This is a genomic window from Janthinobacterium foliorum (assembly GCF_978021625.1).
Window position 1 is genome coordinate 392587 of record NZ_CDXDQE010000004.1, and the last position, 19430, is coordinate 412016.

Here is a 19430-nt window from a genome sequence, read left to right on the forward strand (position 1 = left end):
GGTCGCCATGAGTAATTTGCTTCCCTACGCCTACGCGCGCGATTTCAGCTTGCTGGCCCGTCCCGGCGCCGCCGATGGCGCCCCCGTCGAGGTGCTGGTGGCGGCATCGACGGCGCCGGCGGCGATTGCCGAAGTGTCGCGCCGTTTCGGCCAGATCCAGCTGACGGTCTTGCCGCGCGCCGACCTCGATGCGGCCATCGCCGGCGCGTATGCGGGCGGTGGCGGCGACGCCTCGCAGATGGCCGATGAATTCGACGCCGACCTCGATCTGACCAAGCTGCTGCAGGACGTGCCGGCCATCGAGGACTTGCTCGAATCGTCCGACGACGCGCCCGTCATCCGCATGATCAACGCCTTGCTGACGCAGGCGCTGCGCGAAGGCGCGTCCGATATCCACATCGAGCCGTTCGAGCAGACCTCCGTCGTGCGCTTCCGCATCGACGGCAGCCTGCGCGACGTCGTGCGCCCGAGGAAGGCCATCCACGGCTCGCTGATCTCGCGCATCAAGATCATGGCGCAGCTCGACATCGCTGAAAAACGCTTGCCGCAGGACGGCCGCATCACCCTGCGCGTGGGCGGCAAGCCCGTCGACGTGCGCGTCTCGACCCTGCCGACGGGGCATGGCGAACGGGCCGTGCTGCGCTTGCTGGACAAGGAAGCCGGCCGCCTCGACCTGCAGCACCTGGGCATGAGCGCGCCCATGCTGGCGCAGTTCGATGGCCTGATCACGCAGCCGCACGGCATCGTGCTGGTCACGGGCCCGACCGGTTCGGGCAAGACCACCACCCTGTACGCGGCGCTGTCGATGCTCAACGCGACGACGACGAACATCCTGACGGTGGAAGACCCGATCGAGTACGACCTGGCGGGCGTGGGCCAGACGCAGGTCAACCCGCGCATCGACATGACGTTTGCGAAAGCGCTGCGGGCGATCCTGCGGCAGGATCCGGACGTGATCATGATCGGCGAGATCCGCGACCTGGAAACGGCGCAGATCGCCGTGCAGGCTTCGCTGACGGGCCACCTGGTGCTGGCGACCCTGCACACCAACGACGCCTCGGCCGCCGTGACGCGCCTGCTGGACATGGGCATCGAGCCCTTCCTGCTGTCGTCGTCGCTGCTGGGCGTGCTGGCGCAGCGCCTGGTGCGCAAGCTTTGCGGCTCCTGCAAGACCTTCGATGGCGAATACTGGCAGGCGGTGGGCTGCGAGCATTGCGGCCAGACGGGCTATCAGGGCCGCGTCGGCGTGTACGAGCTGCTGCGCACGACGGAGCAGATCCGCGCGCAGATCCACAACCGCGCCTCGGAAGCGGAAGTGCGCGCCGTGGCCCTGCAGGACGGCATGACGGGCATGCGCGAAGACGGCGAACGCTGGCTGCGCGACGGCACCACCACGCAGGCAGAATTGCTGCGCGTGACCAAAGACTAGGCCCGCCACCATGCCCGCATTCCGTTATGAAGCCGTCGACGCGCAAGGCGCCACCCGCAAGGGCGTGCTCAATGCCGACAGTCCCCGTTCCGCGCGCGCCGAGCTGCGCGTGCAAGGCCTGGTGCCGCTGGCCGTCGAGCAGATCGCCGCGCAGGTCGATGCCGCCGGCGTGACCAGGCGGCGCGGCTTCGGCGAGCGCCTGTCGAGTACCGAGCTGGCCCTGTTTACGCGCCAGCTGGCCAGCTTGCTGGAGGCGGGCCTGCCGCTGGAGCAGGCGTTTTCCGCCCTGCTGGAGCAGGCCGAGCGGCCGTACCTGCGCGACCTGATCGCCTCGATCCGTTCGGAAGTGATCGGCGGCGCCGCGTTTTCCGACGTGCTGGCGCGTCATCCGCGCGACTTCGCCGAGATCTACCGCGCCCTGGTGGCGTCGGGCGAGCAGATCGGCCACTTGTCGCGCGTGCTGTCGCGCCTGGCCGACTACATCGAGCGGCGCAATGCGCTGGTGCAGAAGGTCAAGCTGGCGTTTACCTATCCCGCCATCGTCACGGTGGTGGCGTTTTCCATCGTCATTTTCCTGCTCACCTACGTGGTGCCGCAGATCGTCTCGGTGTTCGCCAATACCAAGCAAAAGCTGCCCATGCTCACCGTGATCATGCTGGCGCTGTCGGACTTCGTGCGCAATTACGGCATCATCGTTGCCGTGATCCTCGTCGGCGCCTGGTTCGCCTGGCGGCGCGCGCTGCAGCAGCCGGCCCTGAAACGGCGCTGGCATACCTGGCTGCTGACGGCGCCGTTGTACGGCAAGTTCGAGCGCAGCCTGAACACGGCGCGTTTCGCCAGTACCCTGGCCATCACCACCGGTTCCGGCGTGCCGATCCTGCGCGCGCTCGACACCAGCCGCGACACGCTCACCAACGTGGCGATGCAGGAGCTGGTGGCGGACGCCAGCAGCGCCGTGCGCGAGGGCGTCAGCCTGGCGCGCGCACTGTCGGCGCAAAAGCATTTTCCACCCATGCTGATCCACATGATACGCGCCGGCGAGATCACGGGCGAGCTGCCGGCCATGCTGGAACGCGCCGCCAGCGCCCAGGAGCAGGACCTGGAGCGCCGCACCCTGACCATCGCCGGCCTGCTGGAGCCGGCCCTGATCCTGGCCATGGGCGTGGTGGTGCTGCTGATCGTGCTGGCCGTGCTGATGCCGATTATCGAAATCAATCAGCTCGTAAGATAAGAATTCAAGGAAGCCATGAAGCGTTTGCCCCAACTCACAAGTCTGCTCGCCGTCGTGGCGTTGTCCGTGTCGCTGGCCTATTGGGCCATGCAGCTGTTCAAGGCACCGCAGCGCCCCATCAATCCACCTGCCGTGCCGGTGGTGCAGGACGCCAGCGTGGAGGCGGGCGCCTCGCTGTTTGGCGGCCAGGTCAGCGTCGCCACGGCCAGCAACTACCAGCTCAAGGGCGTGGTGGCGGCCGGGAATGGCCGCCGCAGCGTGGCCATCATCTCGACGGACGGCAAGCCGTCCGTCGCCGTGCCGGAAGGCACCGAGGTGGTGCCGGGCGTGACGGTGCAGGAAGTGCATGCGCGCCACGTGCTGCTGCTGGACGGCGGCGTGAGCAAGCGCATCGACCTGGTGGCCGATGACAAGGCGCTGGCCATGCCCGCGATGCTGCCGTCACCCGCGCCCGCGCCGGCCCCCGCGCCGGCAGCGAACCTGGTGCCGCCGCCGATGCCGATGGAAGCGCAGCGCCCGGCGGTGCAGATGCCGGCCGCGCCGCAGGTGTCGGCCGTGCCGCCGCCGCCGTCGAATTAAGTTACGCCACACCGTTTCAATCGCACCATGCCGGTGGCGCCCAGCCGCCGCAACAGGAGTCTTCATGTTTTCGATCCGTGCCGTCCTGGCAGCAGGCTGCGTGGCGGCGCTGTGCGCCCTGCCGCAAGCTGGCGTTGCCGCCGATATTCCCGCCGCCGCACCCGTGCCCGCCACCACTGCGATAGCGCCCGCGCCGGCGCGTCCGCGCATCGCCCTGGTGCTGTCGGGCGGCGGCGCGCGCGGCCTGGCGCATATCGGCGTGCTCAAGGTGCTGCAGGAGCTGCATGTACCGATCGACATGGTGGTCGGCACCAGCATGGGCGGCGTGGTGGGCGGCGCATATGCGGCTGGCGCGTCCGTGGCGGACCTGGAAAAGATGGCGCGTGAAACCAACTGGGCGCGCGTGGTGGCCGACCGTCCGCCGCGCGATGAACTGGCATTCCGCCGCCGCGAGGAAGACTTGCTGCTGCCTTCGCGCATCGAGTTTGGCCTGAGCCGCAACGGCATTTCCACGCCGCCCGCCGCCGCCAGCAATGCGGCGCTGGAGATGGCCCTGAACCGCCTGCTGCCAGCCGGCATGCGCGACCGCCCGGCCAGCCAGCTGCCATTGCCGTTCCGTTCGGTGGCGTCGGACCTGGTCAGCGGCGAACTGGTGGAACTGGTCGACACGCCGCTGTTCCTGTCGATGCGCGCTTCGCTGGCCGTGCCCGGCGTGTTTGCTCCCGTGCGCGTGAATAACCGCCTGGTGGTCGACGGCGGCCTGGTGCGCAACCTGCCCGTCGATATGGCGCGCGCCATGGGCGCCGACATCGTCATCGCCGTCAACGTGGGCACGCCGCTGGCGCCGGAAAAAGACCTGGGCAGCGCCATCGGCGTGGCGCAGCAGATGCTGCAGATCCTCACGGAACAGAACGTGCAGCGCTCGCTCAAGGAAATGCGGCCACAGGACATTCTGGTGGCGCCGGACCTGACGGGCGTGAGTTTCCTCGACTTTGAAAACTATGCGCGCGCCATGCGTGCCGGCGAACAGGCGGCGCAGGCGCTGGCCGCGCGCCTGGCGCCGCTGGCCCTGCCGCCGGAACAGTATGCGGCGCGCGAGCAGCTGCGCCTGGCCGCGCCGGCCCTGCTGGACGTGGCCTTGCCGCTGACGCGCCTGGCCGTGGAGAGCGAGGGCGAGATCAACCCGCGCATCCTGCAAGCCCAGTCGGGGCTGGTGGAAGGCCAGCCGGTGAGCCAGGAAGATGTGCTCAAGGCGGCCGCCAGGCTGTATGGCCGCGGCGACGTGGCGCGCGTGGAGACGGAAGTGGTCGACGCGGGCGACCAGCGCACGGTCAACATCAAGGCGGTCGAAGCGCCCTGGGCCAGCAACCGCCTGCGCGTGGGCCTGGAGCTGTCCAGCGATTTCAGGGACAGCAACAGCTTCGCCCTGAAGCTGCTGCACGTGCGCTCGAACTTGAACAGCTGGGGCGGCGAGTTGCGCAGCACGGCGCAGATCGGCAATGCGCGCGGCTATGGCGTGCAGTTCTGGCAGCCGCTGGGCGCGGGCAACCCGTGGTATATCGCGCCGCAGCTGCAGTACACCTCGTCGGCGATGGATGTCTTCGACAAGGGCCGGCGCAGCGCGCGCCTGGCGTACAACGGCCAGACGGCGGCGCTGGTGCTGGGGCGCGAGTTCGGCACCTGGGGCGATCTGCAGTTTGGCGTCACGCGCACGGAAGTCAAGGGCAAGCTGGCGATCCCCGCCGATCCCGCGCTGCCGGAGTCGCGCGCGCTGGGCACGACGCAGTTCGTGCAGTTCCGCGTCGATACGCTCGATTCGCCCGGCTTCCCCACGCGCGGCATGCTGCTCGACGCCACCTGGACGCGGGCCTCGACCACGGGCTCGGGCGAAGCGGCCCTGGGCCGTTCCTCGCTGTCGGCATTGAAGGCGTTCGGCCGCGGCAACTGGGCCGGCCACGTATATGGCGAATGGGCGCGCGCGCAGCGCGGCGAGGCGCCGCTCAGCCTGGGCGGTTTCCTGCGCCTGTCCGGCACGGAGTTCGAATCCGTGAGCGGGCGCAGCATCGCCCTGGCGCGCGTCGTGATGGCGCGCCGCATCGGTTCCCTGCCAAGCACCCTGGGCGGCGCCGTGCGGGCCGGCTTCTCGCTGGAGATGGGCGGCGGCTTCGATCCGAGCGAACGCTGGAGGGCCAGCAAGTTCACGCAGGCCAGCAGCGCCTTCATTTCCGTCGATACGCGCTTCGGCCCCGTGTACGTGGCCTCGGGCGCGTCCAAGGGGGGCGAGAGCACCTTTTATCTGTTCCTGGGCCCCGTCTGGTAACTGGCGGGCGGCGTGGCCGGCAGGGCAGAGGCAGGGTTGCGGCGCAGCGCCGTGAAGGCGGCAAATTCCCATGAACGGAAACCCAGCAGCAGGGTAAAGCCATCGCGTTCCTGCGGCGCCAGGCGGCGGTCGCTCTGGTGCAGGCGCGCCAGCTCCTCGGCCAGCTGGCGGATCTTCTGCACCAGCTCCTGGGCGCTCGACAGCGACAGGCGCGCCGGGATGCACATCAGGGTTTCGCCGGCGCCGTCAAAATGCCCGCTGAAATAATCGGCCACCACGTATTCGCGGAAGTACTGCTGCACGGGACCGTCGGCCAGCCAGTGGAAGGCGTTCGAGACGCGCAGGCTGTAGCGGTTCAGCGGCTTGAGTTCGATCAAGCCCAGCCGGTCCAGTTCGGCCAGGTAGCCGATGCACTCGGCTTGCGTCAGCGCATACGTTTCCACCACCTGTTCCAGGCTCCAGTGACCGAGGCAGCAGATCGCCACGAGCAGCAGGCGCGGATGGGCGATCAGCGATTTTTCCTGGATCAGGGTCAGGGTGTCGGCGTGCGGCGTGATGTCGGCCGCGCCGCGCAGCACGTCTTCCATGGCGATGCCGGAGGCCTTGCAGATCAGGGCCAGGCGCGACAGCGACATGTCGTGCTGGCCAAACATGCGCTTGACGCTCGACTCGCTCATGCCGATGCGTTCGGCCAGCACCTTGTAAGTGATGCCGGCGGCGCGCAATTGCGTGCGCAGCACGCGGAGGACCAGTTCAGGCGAACTCACGATATATCCCTTTTTGCAAGTTTGGTAGCGGTTGACGGTACCGAATGTAGCCGGTAATGGCACTTTGCACAAGGAGATAGTACTTTAGGGTAAAAGCGATGACACTCCTGCTGGTGGCGCCAGAGCGTGGTTCACGCAGCGCGCTACAACCAGGCAATCCATCCACTTGTAGAGGTTTATCCATGTCTTTCAAATTCCATTTCCCAGTGGCGATGCTGGCGCTTGCCGCCTTCGCTCCCGTGCATGCCTCGGCCGCCGAGGCGGCATCGAGCCCCATCTATATGGGCGCCAGCTATGGCTTTCGCGCCAGCAGCGACCTTGACTGCGTGCCGGGGCAAGGCGAGTGCGACAAAAGCAGCAAGCGCAGCGGCAAGGCGTACGTGGGTTACAGTTTCGACGCGCTGTCGTTTCAGGGCGGCGTGGCCGTGCCTTCGATTGAGCTGGTGGGGTATCTGGGGGGCGAGGTCAAGTCCGGCTTCGATACCGGTGCCGGCAAGCGCGCCGGCCGCGGCAAGTTCACGGGCCTTGGCATGCAAGGCGTGCTTGGCTACCAGTTCGACGCATTTACCCTGAGCGGCCGCATGGGCGCGGCCTACACGCAGGGCAAGGTCGATTATCTGGGGGGCGGCTCGGACAAGAAGGACAAGATCGGCCTGACCTACGGTCTCGGTGCGGCGTACGCACTGAACCGTAACTGGGCGCTGCACCTCGACTGGGACCGCGTGCCGGTGAAGTACAACGGCAGCCAGCAGACCAAGGTCGACATGTTTTCGCTGGGCGCGTCCTACCGTTTCTAACGGCAGGCGGCCGGCAATGATGGCCTGATGGCGGACGCCCCTGACCCGGGGTGTCCGCGGGCGGCCTGACATTATCCATGGCGGCGTTGCACGGCCTCGCCGTCTTGCGCATGCCGTCTTCGTCCATGCGCCTTGCCAGGGACAGTTCCAGATCAGTCTTTGACGTCAGCCTTCAGCAGCAGTTTCGCCAGCAGGCGCTTTTCCTGCTGGCGCTGGCCGGACACGGTTTTCACGTGCGCCCCGGCGCTGCGCTGCAGGGCCGCCGTGGCGACGGGGTTGCGCGGTTTTTGCGAGGGCTCGACGCGGAACTGCATTTTCTGCCGCGTCGCCAATGCCTTGTTTGCCATCGGTTTCCCCCTCCCTGATTACAGCACGTAGCGCGACAGGTCTTCGTTGACCGACAGCGCTTCCAGGCGCTCGTTGACGTACGCGGCGTCGATCACCAGCACGTTTTCCGCGCTGCTGCTGCCTTCGCTGGCCGTAAACGACACTTCTTCCAGCAGTTTTTCCATCACCGTGTGCAGGCGCCGCGCGCCGATGTTTTCCGTGCGCTCGTTCACCGAGTAGGCGATTTCCGCCAGGCGCGTGATGCCTTCCGGGGCGAATTGCAATGTGAGGTTTTCCGTCGCCAGCAAGGCTTCATACTGCATCGTCAGGCAGGCGTCGGTACTCGTCAGGATGCGCTCGAAATCGGCGATCGACAGCGATTCCAGTTCCACGCGGATGGGGAAGCGGCCCTGCAGTTCCGGGATCAGGTCCGATGGCTTCGACAGGTGGAAGGCGCCCGAAGCGATGAACAGGATGTGGTCCGTGCGGATCATGCCGTACTTGGTGTTGACGGTCGTGCCCTCGACCAGCGGCAGCAGGTCGCGCTGCACGCCGGCGCGCGAGACGTCGGCGCCGCCCGATTCCGAGCGCGACGCGATCTTGTCGATCTCGTCGAGGAAGACGATGCCGTTCTGCTCGACGTTCTGGATGGCCTTCTGTTTCAGCTCGTCGTCGTTCACCAGCTTGGCCGCTTCTTCCTCGACCAGCAGTTTCAGCGCTTCGCGGATCTTGACCTTGCGCGCCTTCTTGCGCTGCGCGCCCACGCCCGAGAACATCGATTTGATCTGCTCCGTCATTTCTTCCATGCCGGGCGGCGCCATGATTTCCATCTGCGGACCGGCGTCGGCCAGCTCGATCTCGATTTCCTTGTCATCGAGTTCGCCCTGGCGCAGGCGCTTGCGGAAGGTCTGGCGCGTGCTGTCGCCGCTGCCGCTGTCCACGGCCGCTGCCGTGTTCGGGGTGAAGCCGAAATCGCGCGCCGGCGGCACGAGGATGTCGATGATGCGGTCTTCCGCCGCGTCCTCGGCGCGCGCGCGCACCTTCTTCATTTCCGAGGCGCGCGTCTGCTTGATGCCGATGTCGATCAGGTCGCGGATGATCGTGTCGACGTCGCGCCCCACATAGCCCACTTCCGTGAACTTGGTCGCTTCGATCTTGATGAAGGGCGCCTCGGCCAGCTTGGCCAGGCGGCGCGCGATTTCCGTCTTGCCGACGCCCGTGGGGCCGATCATGAGGATGTTCTTGGGGGTGATTTCATGGCGCAGGGGCTCGGCCACCTGCTGGCGGCGCCAGCGGTTGCGCAGGGCGATGGCGACGGCGCGCTTGGCCTTGGCCTGGCCCACCACGTGTTTGTCGAGTTCGGTGACGATTTCCGACGGGGTCATGTTCATGATCATATTGGCTTTCTGTATTCTTTATAAAGAGTGCCCGAAAAACGTTCAGGGCAGGGCGCGTGGCCGCAGGCAGTACGTTTTTGTACGCCCAGGCCATGCAGCGCAGCCATGGGCGTTTTCCCGGGAACGCTTAGTCGAGCGTCTCGATGATGTGCGACATGTTGGTATAAATACACAGTTCCGCGGCGATGGTCAGCGATTTCCTGACCACCTCGGCCGGCGACAAGTCCGTGTTTTCCTGCAGCGCCTTGGCGGCGGACTGGGCATAGGTGCCGCCCGAGCCGATGGCGCCGATGCCGTCTTCCGGCTCCAGCACGTCGCCATTGCCCGTGATGACCAGGGTCGATTCGCTGTCGGCCACCAGCAGCATGGCTTCCAGGCGGCGCAGCACGCGGTCGGTGCGCCAGTCCTTGGCCAGTTCGACGGAGGCGCGCAGCAGGTTGCCCTGGTGTTTTTCCAGCTTGCCTTCAAAACGGTCGAGCAGGGTGAAGGCATCGGCGGTGCCGCCGGCAAAGCCGACCAGGACCTTGCCCTGATACAACTTACGCACTTTGCGGGCCGTGCCCTTCATGACGATATTGCCGAGCGTTACCTGGCCGTCGCCGCCCAGCGCGACTTGCTTGCCGCGCCGGACGCAGAGGATGGTGGTGCCGTGAAATTGTTCCATAGTGACCTCAAAAGATTCGTGCCGATGCGTGCAAGGTCATGCGTTTGCGCGCCCATGGCCCAAACGTGGGGATGGAAAAGGCAATTGCAAGCGTCACTTGCCGCTGCCGCGTCTGCTTCAGTGTAGTCGGCGCGGGACGAAAAAAAAGCACGCAACCCGGGGGTGTGTGCTTTTTTTGCTGCCAGGGCGCGCCCGCCGGGGCGGTGGCGCCAGGGGGCGGGCGATCAGTCGCCGTAGAGTTTCTGCTTCAGTTCACGGCGTTGCTGGGCTTCCAGCGACAAGGTGGCGGTGGGGCGGGCGATCAGGCGCGGGATGCCGATAGGCTCGCCCGTTTCTTCGCACCAGCCATAGTCGCCGGCGTCGATGCTGGCGATCGATTGCTGTACTTTTTTCAGCAATTTACGTTCGCGATCGCGCGTGCGCAGTTCCAGCGCATGCTCTTCCTCGATGGTGGCGCGGTCGGCAGGATCCGGTACCAGCACGGTTTCACGCAAGTGTTCCGTGGTTTCGCCGGCGTTTTTCAGCAGCTCTTTTTCCAGCTGCTGCAAACGTGCCTTGAAGAATGCCAGTTGTGCCGGATTCATGTAGTCATCGTCGCTCATGGCGCGAATTTGCTCTTCGCTGATGAGAGGGATGTCTTGGTTGGCGGCCGGGGTCGATTTATTAGTTTTGGTCATAACTTCGCTTACCTTCGATACGACAGAGTTTTCAAATTGATCAGTTGATTCGGCGATGCCGAGCAACTGTACAGGTTCCGCTAGGCATTGCTGTCCGGATGTACTGCTTGCGACCTTGGCTTGCCGGCGGCGGCCAGGACTACCGGCCGGCTATATTTGCCATGTTGATAACTTTTTACCGCTATATGCCGGTCGCGCGCTCCGCGTCGACCTGCGTGTTGGGTGGATCGGTTGCATGCCTGGCATGCGGCCAGCGGCAGTTTGCCAGCATTTCATGACAGGCTAACGACATGGGCCGTTTTCGTCGCTGATTTTGGCACGCTTTGCCGTATATTGCCATCCCGATTTGTTGACTAGCCGATCAGAGACGGCCGCTTGTTGGTTTATGTCAGCAAGATTGTCATCGGGCAATGGGAAAGCATGCTTAACTTTCCCTTTTGTTTCTGCTTTGCAACGGGTACTTTGCAAAACCCGGCTAGTTTATACCAAACATTGTTCGAGTCCGCGAATAAAAATGTCTTTTGGTAGATTCTTGCCAATAAATACCATTTTGCTGCCACGCACTTCGTTTTCGCCCCATTTGGCGCCCAAGTCGCTGCCCATCAGCTGGTGCACGCCCTGGAACACGACCTTGCGCTCGGCGCCCTGCATCAGCAGCACGCCCTTGTAGCGCAGCATGCGCGGGCCATACACTTGCACCAGGCCGCCGAGGAATTCATCGAGCTTGGCGCTGTCGAACGGTTGGGTGCTCTTGAATACAAAGGCGGCGATATCGTCGCTGTGCTGCGCATGGTGATGGTCGGCATGGCCGCAATCGGCGGCGCAGGCGTCGCTGTGTTCATGCTTGTGCTCGTGGTCGTGCGCATGGGCGTGGTCGTGCACGTGCGCCGGCTCCGTGGCCAGGAAATCCGGGTCCAGTTCCAGCTTCTCGTTCAGATTGAAACCGCGGATGTCGAGTACCTCGGCCAGCGGCGCGCGGCCGAAATCGACCTTGCCGATGGGCGCGCGCGGGTTGATGCGTTTCAGGCGGCGCATCAGGATGGCCACGTCGTCTTCACTGACGAGGTCGGTTTTCGACAGCAGCAGCTTGTCGGCAAAGCCCACTTGCCGCTGGGCTTCCTCGTATTCGTCGAGTTGCTTCATTGCATGGCGGGCATCGACCACCGTGAGGATGGCATCGAGCATGTAGTGGCTGCCCACTTCTTCGTCGACAAAGAAGGTTTGCGCCACGGGGCCGGGATTGGCCAGGCCCGTCGTTTCGATGACGACGCGGTCGAATGCCAGCAAGCCGGCATCGCGCTTGCGCGCCAGTTCCGTCAAGCCCACGATCAGGTCGCCGCGCACGGTGCAGCAGATGCAGCCGTTGTTCATCTCGATGATGTGTTCGTTGCTGTCCTGCACCAGGATTTCATTGTCGATGTTTTCCTGGCCAAACTCGTTTTCGATCACGGCGATGCGCATGCCATGCTCTTCCTGCAGTATGCGGTTGAGCAGGGTGGTTTTGCCGGCGCCGAGGAAACCGGTGAGGATGGTGGTGGGAATCAGTGCCATGAGAATGCCTATGCTGTAGTCGGTGGTGCCGCCGTGCAAGCGGGCGAATCCGGACGATTATGCCGGAATTTTGCAAAAGCTTGCAAATGGGCCCCGAGACGCTTGATATGGATCAGGTCGTTTAGCCTACTTGGCCTTGGCGCGCGGGTGCGCCTGGTCGTACACGTGCGCCAGGTGCTGGAAATCGAGGGCCGTGTAGACCTGGGTCGAGGTGATGCTGGAATGGCCCAGCATTTCCTGCACGGCGCGCAAGTCGCCCGACGATTGCAGCACGTGCGAGGCAAACGAGTGGCGCAGCACGTGCGGATGCACGTTGGCGGGAATTTCCGTCGCCAGCGCGTGCGCCTTCAGGCGCAGCTGCAGCACGCGGGGCGAGATGCGCGTGCCGCGCGTGCTGAGAAACAGGGCGGCGCTGCCATCCCGGGCCGGCGGACGCACGGCCAGCCAGGTGCTCAGGGCCACGAGTGCCGCCTTGCCGACGGGCACCTTGCGCATCTTGCTGCCCTTGCCCGTGACGATGACTTCGAAGCTGCCCATGTCGAGCCAGCCCAGCGAAGCGGCCTGGCCGTTTTCCGCCTTGCAGTAATGCGTGTCCAGGCTGGTCAGCTCGGACACGCGCAAGCCGCTCGAATACAGCAGCTCGAACATGGCGCGGTTGCACAGCTGCTCCGCTTCGGCGCCGCCCTGCTGGTGCGGCGCGGGCGCGACGAGGCGCACGGCGTCGTCCACCGACAGGGCTTTCGGCAAGGTCTTGGCCCGCTTGGGGGCGCGGATGCCGTCGACGGGATTGGCATCGAGTGCCGTCTCGCCGCTGAGCCAGTTGAAGAAGCCGCGCCACGACGACAGCTTGCGGGCGATCGAACGCGGGTCGAGTCCGCCGGCGTGCAGCTTGGCCGTGTAGCGCCGCACTTCATTGTGCGCCAGGGCTGTCCAGGGCGTATCGCCGCTCAGTTGCAGCAAGGCGCGCAAGTCGCGTCCATAAGCGTCCAGCGTATGCGGCGACAGCTTGCGCTGCGTGGCCAGCTGGGCCAGGTAGGCGTCCAGCCAGTCAGCCTTGCCGCGCGTCTCGCTCATGGCGACTTCAGGCCGGCGAGCCGGCGCGCAGGGCGGCCAGTGCGGCGCTGGCCGTGGCGCCGATGTGCACGAGGAAGTCGGTACCCATGCTGGAGGTAAAGCGCTCGCTGTCGGGCGAACCGAGCACCAGCAAGCCGAAGGTGCCGGTGGTGCCGGGCGCGCGCAGGGCGATCATGACGGTCGATTCGATCTTGTCCGCCTGCAGCCAGTGCACGGCTTCGAAATCGCGGTTGCTGCCGCAGTACGGCGCTTGCAGGCTGTTGGCAAACATGCGCACGTCGGCCGTGACGTCTTCCGTGAACCAGCCGTTGGCGTGTTCCGGCAGCACTTGCCACAGGCGCAGGCTGACGTAGGGCACGTCGAAATTGCTTTGCAGCGCATCGACCAGCACGCGCGGCATGTTGGCATCGTTGCGCACCTGCAGCATGGCCTGGTTCCAGCCGTGGAATTTGCTGGCGATGTCGCCATTTTCCTCGGCCAGGCGGCTCAGCTTGGACATGCGCAGTTCCAGCGCCTTGTACTTGTCGCGCATCACTTCCATCTGCCGTTCCTGCAGCGAGATGGTGCGTCCCGTCAGCGGACTGCTCAGTTTGACCTCGCCGAGCAGAGCGGTATGCTCTTCGAAGAAATTCGGATGCTCGCTCAGATAATGGGCGACGGTGCTGGAATCGAGTGTGGCGGTCATTGATGGCTTCTGAAGGTGAGAGGTGAACGCTTAATTCTAACCGAGAGTGCGGCCGCTTAGGCGCAAAGGGCGCGCCGCGCATGCATTTTCCACGCGCCCATGAAAAAAGCGGCATGGTTGCCCATGCCGCCTCGCCTTCCTGGTCGTCAGGCCAGCCCTTGCGGGTGGCCTGCGGCGCCATTAGAAGTTGTGGTGTACGCCCACGCCGATGTAGTTGACCGAAGTGGTGTTGTTGTAGTTGGTGACGCTGGCCGCTTTCTTGTTCGAGATATCTGCGTACAGGTAGGTACGCTTCGACAGGTTGTAATCGTAGCCCAGCGATGCTTGCTTGGTCTTGGCGACGCCATCGGGCGTTTTTTGACCGTAGCCTGCGCGGATCTTGCCTGGGCCGACGTCGTAGTTGGCGCCCAGCACCCACGATTTGGTATCGGTATTGACGATTTTGAAGTTGCCGTCATCCTGATGCTGGTACGAAGCCATCAGTTTCAATTCCGCGATCGGATTGAACGAGGCGCCGACCGACCACAGCTTGGCTTGCACGCCATTGCGTTCGTAGGCGGCCATGGCGGCAAATTGCGCGTAGTTGTAGGTGGCCGAAACCGAGTACGGATTCGATGCTGGCACCACGTTGGCTGGCAGCGCGTAGTTGCCGGTGGCATTCGTCGTCAGGTTGCGCACGGTAGCGGCGACGGCGACGTTGTTGTTCGCTTCCTTGGCGGCCACGGTGGCATTGAACTGGAAGCCGCTGATGACTGGCGAGTTGTAGAACACGGCATTCGAGAAGCGGTTACGCGAGTTGCCTGGGGGGCTCAGCGGATCGCTGGTGTAGCCGGCCACCGTCAGGTCGGTCTGGAAACCGGCCGGCGTCGGCATGCCCGACCATGGTTCGAACGAGGTGCTCGTTTCCTGGAAGGCGGTCAGGCCACGGCCCAGGCGCACGGTACCGAAATCGCCTTGCAGGCCGACGCGGCTTTGACCCTGGAACAGTGGACGCGAATTGGCGCCCGAGGTGTTCTCAATGGTGCCCGTATCGGATTCATAGCGAATTTCCAGTTGGAAAATGGCTTTCAAGCCATTGCCCAGATCTTCCGTGCCCTTGAAGCCCAGTTTGTTGTTGTCGCGTTTGGTGACGGCGGTGGAAGTACCCGTCGCTTTGGCCACGCCGGCATCGATCGTGCCGTAGATTTGAACGGACGACTGCGCTTGTGCGGTGGCGGCGAAGGCGCCGAAGAGAGCGAGGGCAACGAGTGATTTTTTCATGTCTTATTCCCTATTTAAAGTGAGTTCCGTCCGAGATCCGAGCAGATTGAAATGCGCTAATTGTCGCGTTTCGATGAATGAACCTTAATTCGTCGGCACGCAAGACGTGCGGGATTGGTCAAATATGCGTGAAAAGATTGGTGGAAAGCGGCACAAATCCTTGGCCCTGTTGTATTTTTGTAACGCGCGCTTGCCGTGCTCAAGACGCCAGCGGCAACACGCCTCCCTTGCCACCGGGTTGGCGGCACCGCCATATTGACGTGTTGACGCCAGGATATTGTTGCGTTGAATCAAGTTCTTGCACCGTCTTTGGCGGATTTCGGCTCCGGGGACGTTACACTAGGGGACGGCCTGCTTCGACGGGCCTGGAGACCTCTCACCATTATTAGAATCATTGACTCAATATCGAGAATCGATGGCAAATCGCGAAACACTAGGATTGATCAAGGGCGCGCGGGCGGGCGATGTGGCTTGCCAGCTGGCATTGGGACGGGTGTATCTGTTCGGGCAAGGCGTGCCGCAGAGTTTGCCGACCGCCCTGCACTGGCTGTCGCGCGCGGCCCAGGAAGATAGTCAGGAGGCATGCATGCTGATCGGCATGCATGTGCCCTTCGAAGTGGCGCAGCCAGCGGCCAAGGCGCTGATTCCCTATTATGCGCAGGCCTTTGACGCGGGGCTGGTGCAGGCTGGACTGGTGCTGGCGCAATTGGTGCTGGGCAATGCGGCCAGCACCAGTTGCGAAACCTTGCGCGCCAAGGCGCGCCTGGCGCTGGAAGCGGCGGCGCGGGCCGGTTTGCCCGATGCGCAATGGCTGCTGTCCATGCAGACTGGCGCGGGCATGCCGTCCGCGCCAGTCGCCGCGCCCATGCAGGAAGCAGCCCGCGAGCGCGACACGCCCCTGTATGCGGGGCTGGAGCGGGCCTGGCACAGCGGCGAGCATGGCCGGTTCCTGGCGCTGGGCTTGCCGCTGGCGCGCGAATTGCTGCAGCGCCAGGCAGCGGCGGGCGCGCGCACCATCGCGCTCGATGCCCAGCAGGTGTTGCTGCTGTCGCGCTGCGCGCAGGCGCTGGCGCCCGGCGGTGATGCCGAAGGCTGGCAGTGTTGCGAACTGGCCGCGCATGGCGGCGACCGCACGGCGCAGCTGGAACTGGGTCTCGGCTATGCGCGCATGGATGCGCATGGCCAGCGGCTGGCCACGCGCAATGGCGCCGCCAATTTCAAGCGGGCCGTGCGCTGGCTGACGCAGGCTGGCGAGCAGGGCCTGGCCGAAGCCTGGTTCGTGCTGTCGCGCATCTACACGAAACCGGAATTTTCCCAGCGCAATGTGGTCGAAGCCCATTCCTGCCTGGAGCGCGCCGCCGACCTGGGCCACGGCCCGGCGCAGCTCGAATGCGGCATGCATGCCTGGCGCAACCGGCGCGAAAGCGTCAACAGCGATGTGCGCGCCGCATACTGGCTGCTGCAGGCACAGGCGCAAGGCAGCAGCGAGGCGGAGGCGGCGCTGGCGCGCATCGCGCCGCGCGGCGAAACGGGAGACTGGGGCCAGTGCGGCGCCGCGCATGCCAGTGCGCACTTGCGCCAGCTGGGACAGAACCACCCCTTGCTGACGGCGCGGCTGGAGCTGGCGCGCTGGTTCCACCTGTCGCGCGCCGAAGCCCTGCTGCTCGATATCCACGCGGCCGACCAGGGACATTGCTTGCTGATCGATATCAGCGCCACGCACGGACGGGGCAAGCGGCGCCTGGTGCTGATCCGCACGGCGCAGGAACGCCAGGTGCTCGACCAGGTGGTGCGCCTGTTCGAGCGCGTCGATTGCGGTGTGAATGGTCCGGAAGGCAACTACCGGCAGCGCCTGTACCGCCTGAAGTGCTACCTGGCAGAACTCGACCTGCCGCAGGAACAGCAGTTCCTGGCGGCCTGAGGTACTCGCCTACAGCTCGATCGTGCCTTCGAAGACTGTCACGGCCGGGCCCGTCATCAGGACGGGGTGGCCCGGACCCTGCCAGGCGATCGACAACTCTCCGCCGCGCGCGCTGATGCGCACGGGCGAGTCGAGCACGCCGCGGCGGATACCGGCCACGGCGGCGGCGCAGGCGCCCGTGCCGCAGGCCAGCGTTTCACCCGCGCCCCGCTCGTACACGCGCAGTTTCACATGGTGGCGGTCGACGACCTGCATGTAGCCGGCATTGACGCGGCGTGGAAAGCGCGGGTGGTGCTCGATCAGCGGTCCCGACACTTCCAGGTCTTGCGCATCGACATCGTCGACCACTTGCACGGCGTGCGGATTGCCCATCGACACGACGGACACCAGCACCGTGGCGGCCTGTCCCGGCAAGGCCAGGTCCAGCGGCCACAGCAGATCCGTGCCTTGCGCCGCGCCGTCCAGGCCCTTGGCGTCGAACGGCACCAGCTGCGGCTCCAGCACGGGCGCACCCATGTCGACGGTGATGCTGCCGTCGGTTTCCAGGCGCGGCGCGATGATGCCGGCCATGGTTTCCACGCGGATGCTGGTTTTGTCCGACAAGCCTTTTTCGCTGACGAACTTGACGAAGGCGCGCGCGCCATTGCCGCACTGCTCGACTTCGCCGCCATCGTTGTTATAGATGCGGTAGCGGAAGTCGCAGCCGGGCAGGCGCGGCTTTTCCACCACGAGGATCTGGTCGGCGCCGATGCCGAACCGGCGGTCGGCCAGGCGCTGCCACTGGGCCGGCGTGAAGTCGATCTCTTGATGGATGGCATCGATGACGATGAAATCATTGCCGGCGCCATGCATCTTGGTAAATTGGAGTTTCATGTTCTGGCGTATCACTTGTGCTGGTTGGAATAGAACGACGCTTCGCCTTCGGGACGCGTCTTGAAGCGTTTATGCGTCCAGAAATACTCGGCCGGCGCTTCGCGCACGCGCTCTTCGATGAATTCGTTCATGCGGCGCGTGGCGGCCGTGATGTCGTCGCCCGGATAATCGTCCCAGGCCGGGTAATACGTCACTTTCCAGCCCTGGTAATTCGGCAGGAAAGTGGCGATGACGGGAATGACTTGCGCCTTGGCCGCCAGCGCCAGGCGCGCCGTGGCCGTCAGGGTGGCGGCCGGCACGCCGAAGAAGGGCACGAATTCCGCGTCCTTTTCACCGAAATCCATGTCCGGCAGCATGAAGTAGGGCAAGCCGTCGCGCAGCGCGCGCAAAATCGTCTTGATGCCGTCCTGGCGCGTAAACAGCTTGGGCGGCTTGAAGCGCGAACGGCCATTGCGCAGGGCTTGGTCGAAGGCGGCGTTCTTTTGCTGCACGTACATCGACGAGGCGGAAATTTCCATGGCCGTGGCAGCGCCCGCCACGTCGAGGCAGACAAAATGCGGGCACAGCAAGATGGTGGGCTTGGCCGCGATCTGCTGGCCAGGGAAGGCCGGTACCTTTTTGATCAGGCGGTTCAGGCGTTCTTCCGACGCCCACCACAGGATGCTGCGTTCCCATACGCTGCGCGAATAGGCCTGGAAATGCTGGCGCGCCAGGGTCCGGCGCTGCTGTTCCGTCAGTTCCGGCATGCACAGGCGCAGATTCGTCAGCGCAATGTCGCGCCGCTTGGGCATGGCGATGAACAGCAGGCTGCCAACGACCACGCCGAAGCGGCCGAGGATGGGCAAGGGCAGCCAGTGCAGCAGCCACATGAAGGCGATCAGCAGTCTCATGCCGGCTCCTTGCCTGCCTCGGGCGTGGCGGGCGTGGGCGGCGGTGCGCCGCGCGGCACCTTGTAGCGGTTGTAGCTCCACAGGTATTGCGCGGGACTGCGGGCGATCAGTTGCTCCATGGCCGCGTTGATGGTGCGCGCCTGCTCGGCCGAGGTGCTGTCGAGCGACTCCGTGAATGGCACGAAATGCACGACGTAGCCGCGGCCGCCCGGCAGGCGCTCCGCGTAGGTGATGATGACTTCGGCGCCGCCCATTTGCGCCAGCTTGGCAGGCAGGGTCATGGTGTAGGCGGGACGGCCGAAGAAGTCGGCCCACACGCCTTCGCCTTCCTGCGGCACCTGGTCGGGCAGCAGGCCGATGGGCTGGCCTTTTTTCAGGCACTTGGCAAAGATGCGCACGCCCGACATGTTGGCCGGCGCCAGCATCAGGTTTTCGCGCGCGCGCGCCCCTTCGATCAGCGGCTTTAAGGCGGCGCGCTTGGGCGGGCGGTACATCACGGTGAGCGGGGTGCGCAGGGCGATCTGCTGCGCGACGATTTCAAAGCAGCCCAGGTGCGGCGTCAGGAAGACGATGCCGCGGCCGTGCTGCAGGGCCTGTTCCACCAGTTCCCAGTTTTCCACCGTGGCATGGCGCGCCACGCGCCCGGCCGGCGCGCACCAGATGAAGGGCAGTTCCAGCACGCTCTTGCCCGCTTCGGCCACGGCCGCATGCAAGTGTTGCGAAAACCCCGCACCCTGCATGTTCTCGCGCATGCGGCGGCGGTAGGAAGGGGAAATGGCATAGATTACCCAGCCGAGCGCGGCGCCGAGGCCATGCAGGACGGGCAGGGGAAAGCGGGATAAAAAGCGGAAAATAGGGACTAACATGAATGAGCTGTTTCCAGGAATGGCGTGTTGCCGTGCCAAAATTTTTTAAGAAGCGTAAAATACCACGTATGCAGTAACCGCTGAGTTAATAGACAACTTGCGAAGCGGAATATAAATATCGC

General features: G+C 64.8%; 18 protein-coding genes. 6 read left to right on the forward strand and 12 right to left on the reverse strand.

Annotation, left to right across the window (positions count from 1 at the left end; all coding sequences use genetic code 11):
* Window positions 1–7: 7 nt before the first annotated feature.
* From gspE to ACZ92H_RS12110, 4 genes are all read left to right on the forward strand, one after another.
* Window positions 8–1429 carry a type II secretion system ATPase GspE gene (gspE, locus tag ACZ92H_RS12095; protein WP_131374503.1) on the forward strand — a complete coding sequence of 474 codons (1422 nt, stop codon included), beginning with the start codon at window positions 8–10 and terminating at the stop codon, window positions 1427–1429.
* A 10-nt stretch (window positions 1430–1439) separates the two neighbouring features.
* Complete coding sequence (gene gspF, locus ACZ92H_RS12100) at window positions 1440–2660, forward strand: type II secretion system inner membrane protein GspF (RefSeq protein WP_465049513.1); 1221 nt, start codon at window positions 1440–1442, stop codon at window positions 2658–2660.
* Window positions 2661–2675: 15 nt separating this feature from the next.
* A complete protein-coding gene (locus ACZ92H_RS12105) occupies window positions 2676–3239 on the forward strand; it encodes a type II secretion system protein N (RefSeq protein ID WP_131374499.1) in 564 nt (187 codons plus the stop codon).
* 64 nt (window positions 3240–3303) lie between these two features.
* Complete coding sequence (locus tag ACZ92H_RS12110) at window positions 3304–5559, forward strand: patatin-like phospholipase family protein (protein ID WP_131374497.1); 2256 nt, start codon at window positions 3304–3306, stop codon at window positions 5557–5559.
* Here the strand turns inward: ACZ92H_RS12110 and ACZ92H_RS12115 are convergent.
* Window positions 5532–6326, reverse strand: a complete 795-nt coding sequence (locus tag ACZ92H_RS12115; protein ID WP_465049515.1) for a helix-turn-helix domain-containing protein — start codon at window positions 6324–6326, stop codon at window positions 5532–5534. The two genes, ACZ92H_RS12110 and ACZ92H_RS12115, sit on opposite strands and share 28 nt — an antisense overlap.
* 182 nt (window positions 6327–6508) lie before the next feature.
* Here ACZ92H_RS12115 and ACZ92H_RS12120 point away from each other — a divergent pair, with 182 nt between their 5' ends.
* Complete coding sequence (locus ACZ92H_RS12120; protein WP_465049516.1) at window positions 6509–7123, forward strand: outer membrane protein; 615 nt, start codon at window positions 6509–6511, stop codon at window positions 7121–7123.
* Window positions 7124–7275: 152 nt separating this feature from the next.
* Here the strand turns inward: ACZ92H_RS12120 and ACZ92H_RS12125 are convergent, their stop codons facing one another.
* The 8 genes from ACZ92H_RS12125 to ACZ92H_RS12160 form a co-directional block, all read right to left on the reverse strand.
* On the reverse strand, window positions 7276–7470 hold the full coding sequence (locus tag ACZ92H_RS12125; protein WP_131374493.1) for a hypothetical protein: 195 nt from the start codon (window positions 7468–7470) through the stop codon (window positions 7276–7278).
* 18 nt (window positions 7471–7488) lie between these two features.
* Entirely contained in the window at window positions 7489–8841 is a 1353-nt protein-coding gene (gene hslU / locus ACZ92H_RS12130; protein WP_465049555.1) for an ATP-dependent protease ATPase subunit HslU, read from the reverse strand.
* Between the two features lie 133 nt (window positions 8842–8974).
* The gene (gene hslV / locus ACZ92H_RS12135; protein ID WP_076565072.1) at window positions 8975–9511 is read right to left on the reverse strand and encodes an ATP-dependent protease subunit HslV; all 537 of its coding nucleotides are present in this window, start codon (window positions 9509–9511) and stop codon (window positions 8975–8977) included.
* A 224-nt stretch (window positions 9512–9735) separates the two neighbouring features.
* Window positions 9736–10188: an RNA polymerase-binding protein DksA gene (dksA, locus tag ACZ92H_RS12140; RefSeq protein WP_131374491.1), complete on the reverse strand. Its 453-nt coding sequence runs from the start codon at window positions 10186–10188 to the stop codon at window positions 9736–9738.
* A 480-nt stretch (window positions 10189–10668) separates the two neighbouring features.
* Window positions 10669–11739 (reverse strand): CobW family GTP-binding protein, encoded by a 1071-nt coding sequence (locus ACZ92H_RS12145; protein ID WP_465049519.1) that lies wholly within the window; start codon window positions 11737–11739, stop codon window positions 10669–10671.
* A 126-nt stretch (window positions 11740–11865) separates the two neighbouring features.
* Window positions 11866–12813, reverse strand: coding sequence for a tyrosine recombinase XerC (locus ACZ92H_RS12150; RefSeq protein WP_465049520.1), 948 nt, complete (start codon window positions 12811–12813; stop codon window positions 11866–11868).
* 7 nt (window positions 12814–12820) lie between these two features.
* Window positions 12821–13498 carry a DUF484 family protein gene (locus ACZ92H_RS12155; protein WP_465049522.1) on the reverse strand — a complete coding sequence of 226 codons (678 nt, stop codon included), beginning with the start codon at window positions 13496–13498 and terminating at the stop codon, window positions 12821–12823.
* Window positions 13499–13678: 180 nt separating this feature from the next.
* The gene (locus tag ACZ92H_RS12160; RefSeq protein ID WP_131374484.1) at window positions 13679–14758 is read right to left on the reverse strand and encodes a porin; all 1080 of its coding nucleotides are present in this window, start codon (window positions 14756–14758) and stop codon (window positions 13679–13681) included.
* 415 nt (window positions 14759–15173) lie between these two features.
* Here ACZ92H_RS12160 and ACZ92H_RS12165 point away from each other — a divergent pair, with 415 nt between their 5' ends.
* On the forward strand, window positions 15174–16679 hold the full coding sequence (locus ACZ92H_RS12165; protein ID WP_465049523.1) for a tetratricopeptide repeat protein: 1506 nt from the start codon (window positions 15174–15176) through the stop codon (window positions 16677–16679).
* A gap of 9 nt (window positions 16680–16688) precedes the next feature.
* Here the strand turns inward: ACZ92H_RS12165 and dapF are convergent, their stop codons facing one another.
* The 3 genes from dapF to ACZ92H_RS12180 are packed head-to-tail and all read right to left on the reverse strand — an operon-like array spanning window position 16689 to window position 19308.
* A complete protein-coding gene (gene dapF / locus ACZ92H_RS12170; RefSeq protein WP_131374480.1) occupies window positions 16689–17552 on the reverse strand; it encodes a diaminopimelate epimerase in 864 nt (287 codons plus the stop codon).
* 11 nt (window positions 17553–17563) lie between these two features.
* Window positions 17564–18442: an LpxL/LpxP family acyltransferase gene (locus ACZ92H_RS12175; RefSeq protein ID WP_131374478.1), complete on the reverse strand. Its 879-nt coding sequence runs from the start codon at window positions 18440–18442 to the stop codon at window positions 17564–17566.
* A complete protein-coding gene (locus ACZ92H_RS12180) occupies window positions 18439–19308 on the reverse strand; it encodes a lysophospholipid acyltransferase family protein (protein WP_131374476.1) in 870 nt (289 codons plus the stop codon). Before ACZ92H_RS12180 ends, ACZ92H_RS12175 begins: the two co-directional genes overlap by 4 nt.
* Window positions 19309–19430: the final 122 nt, after the last annotated feature.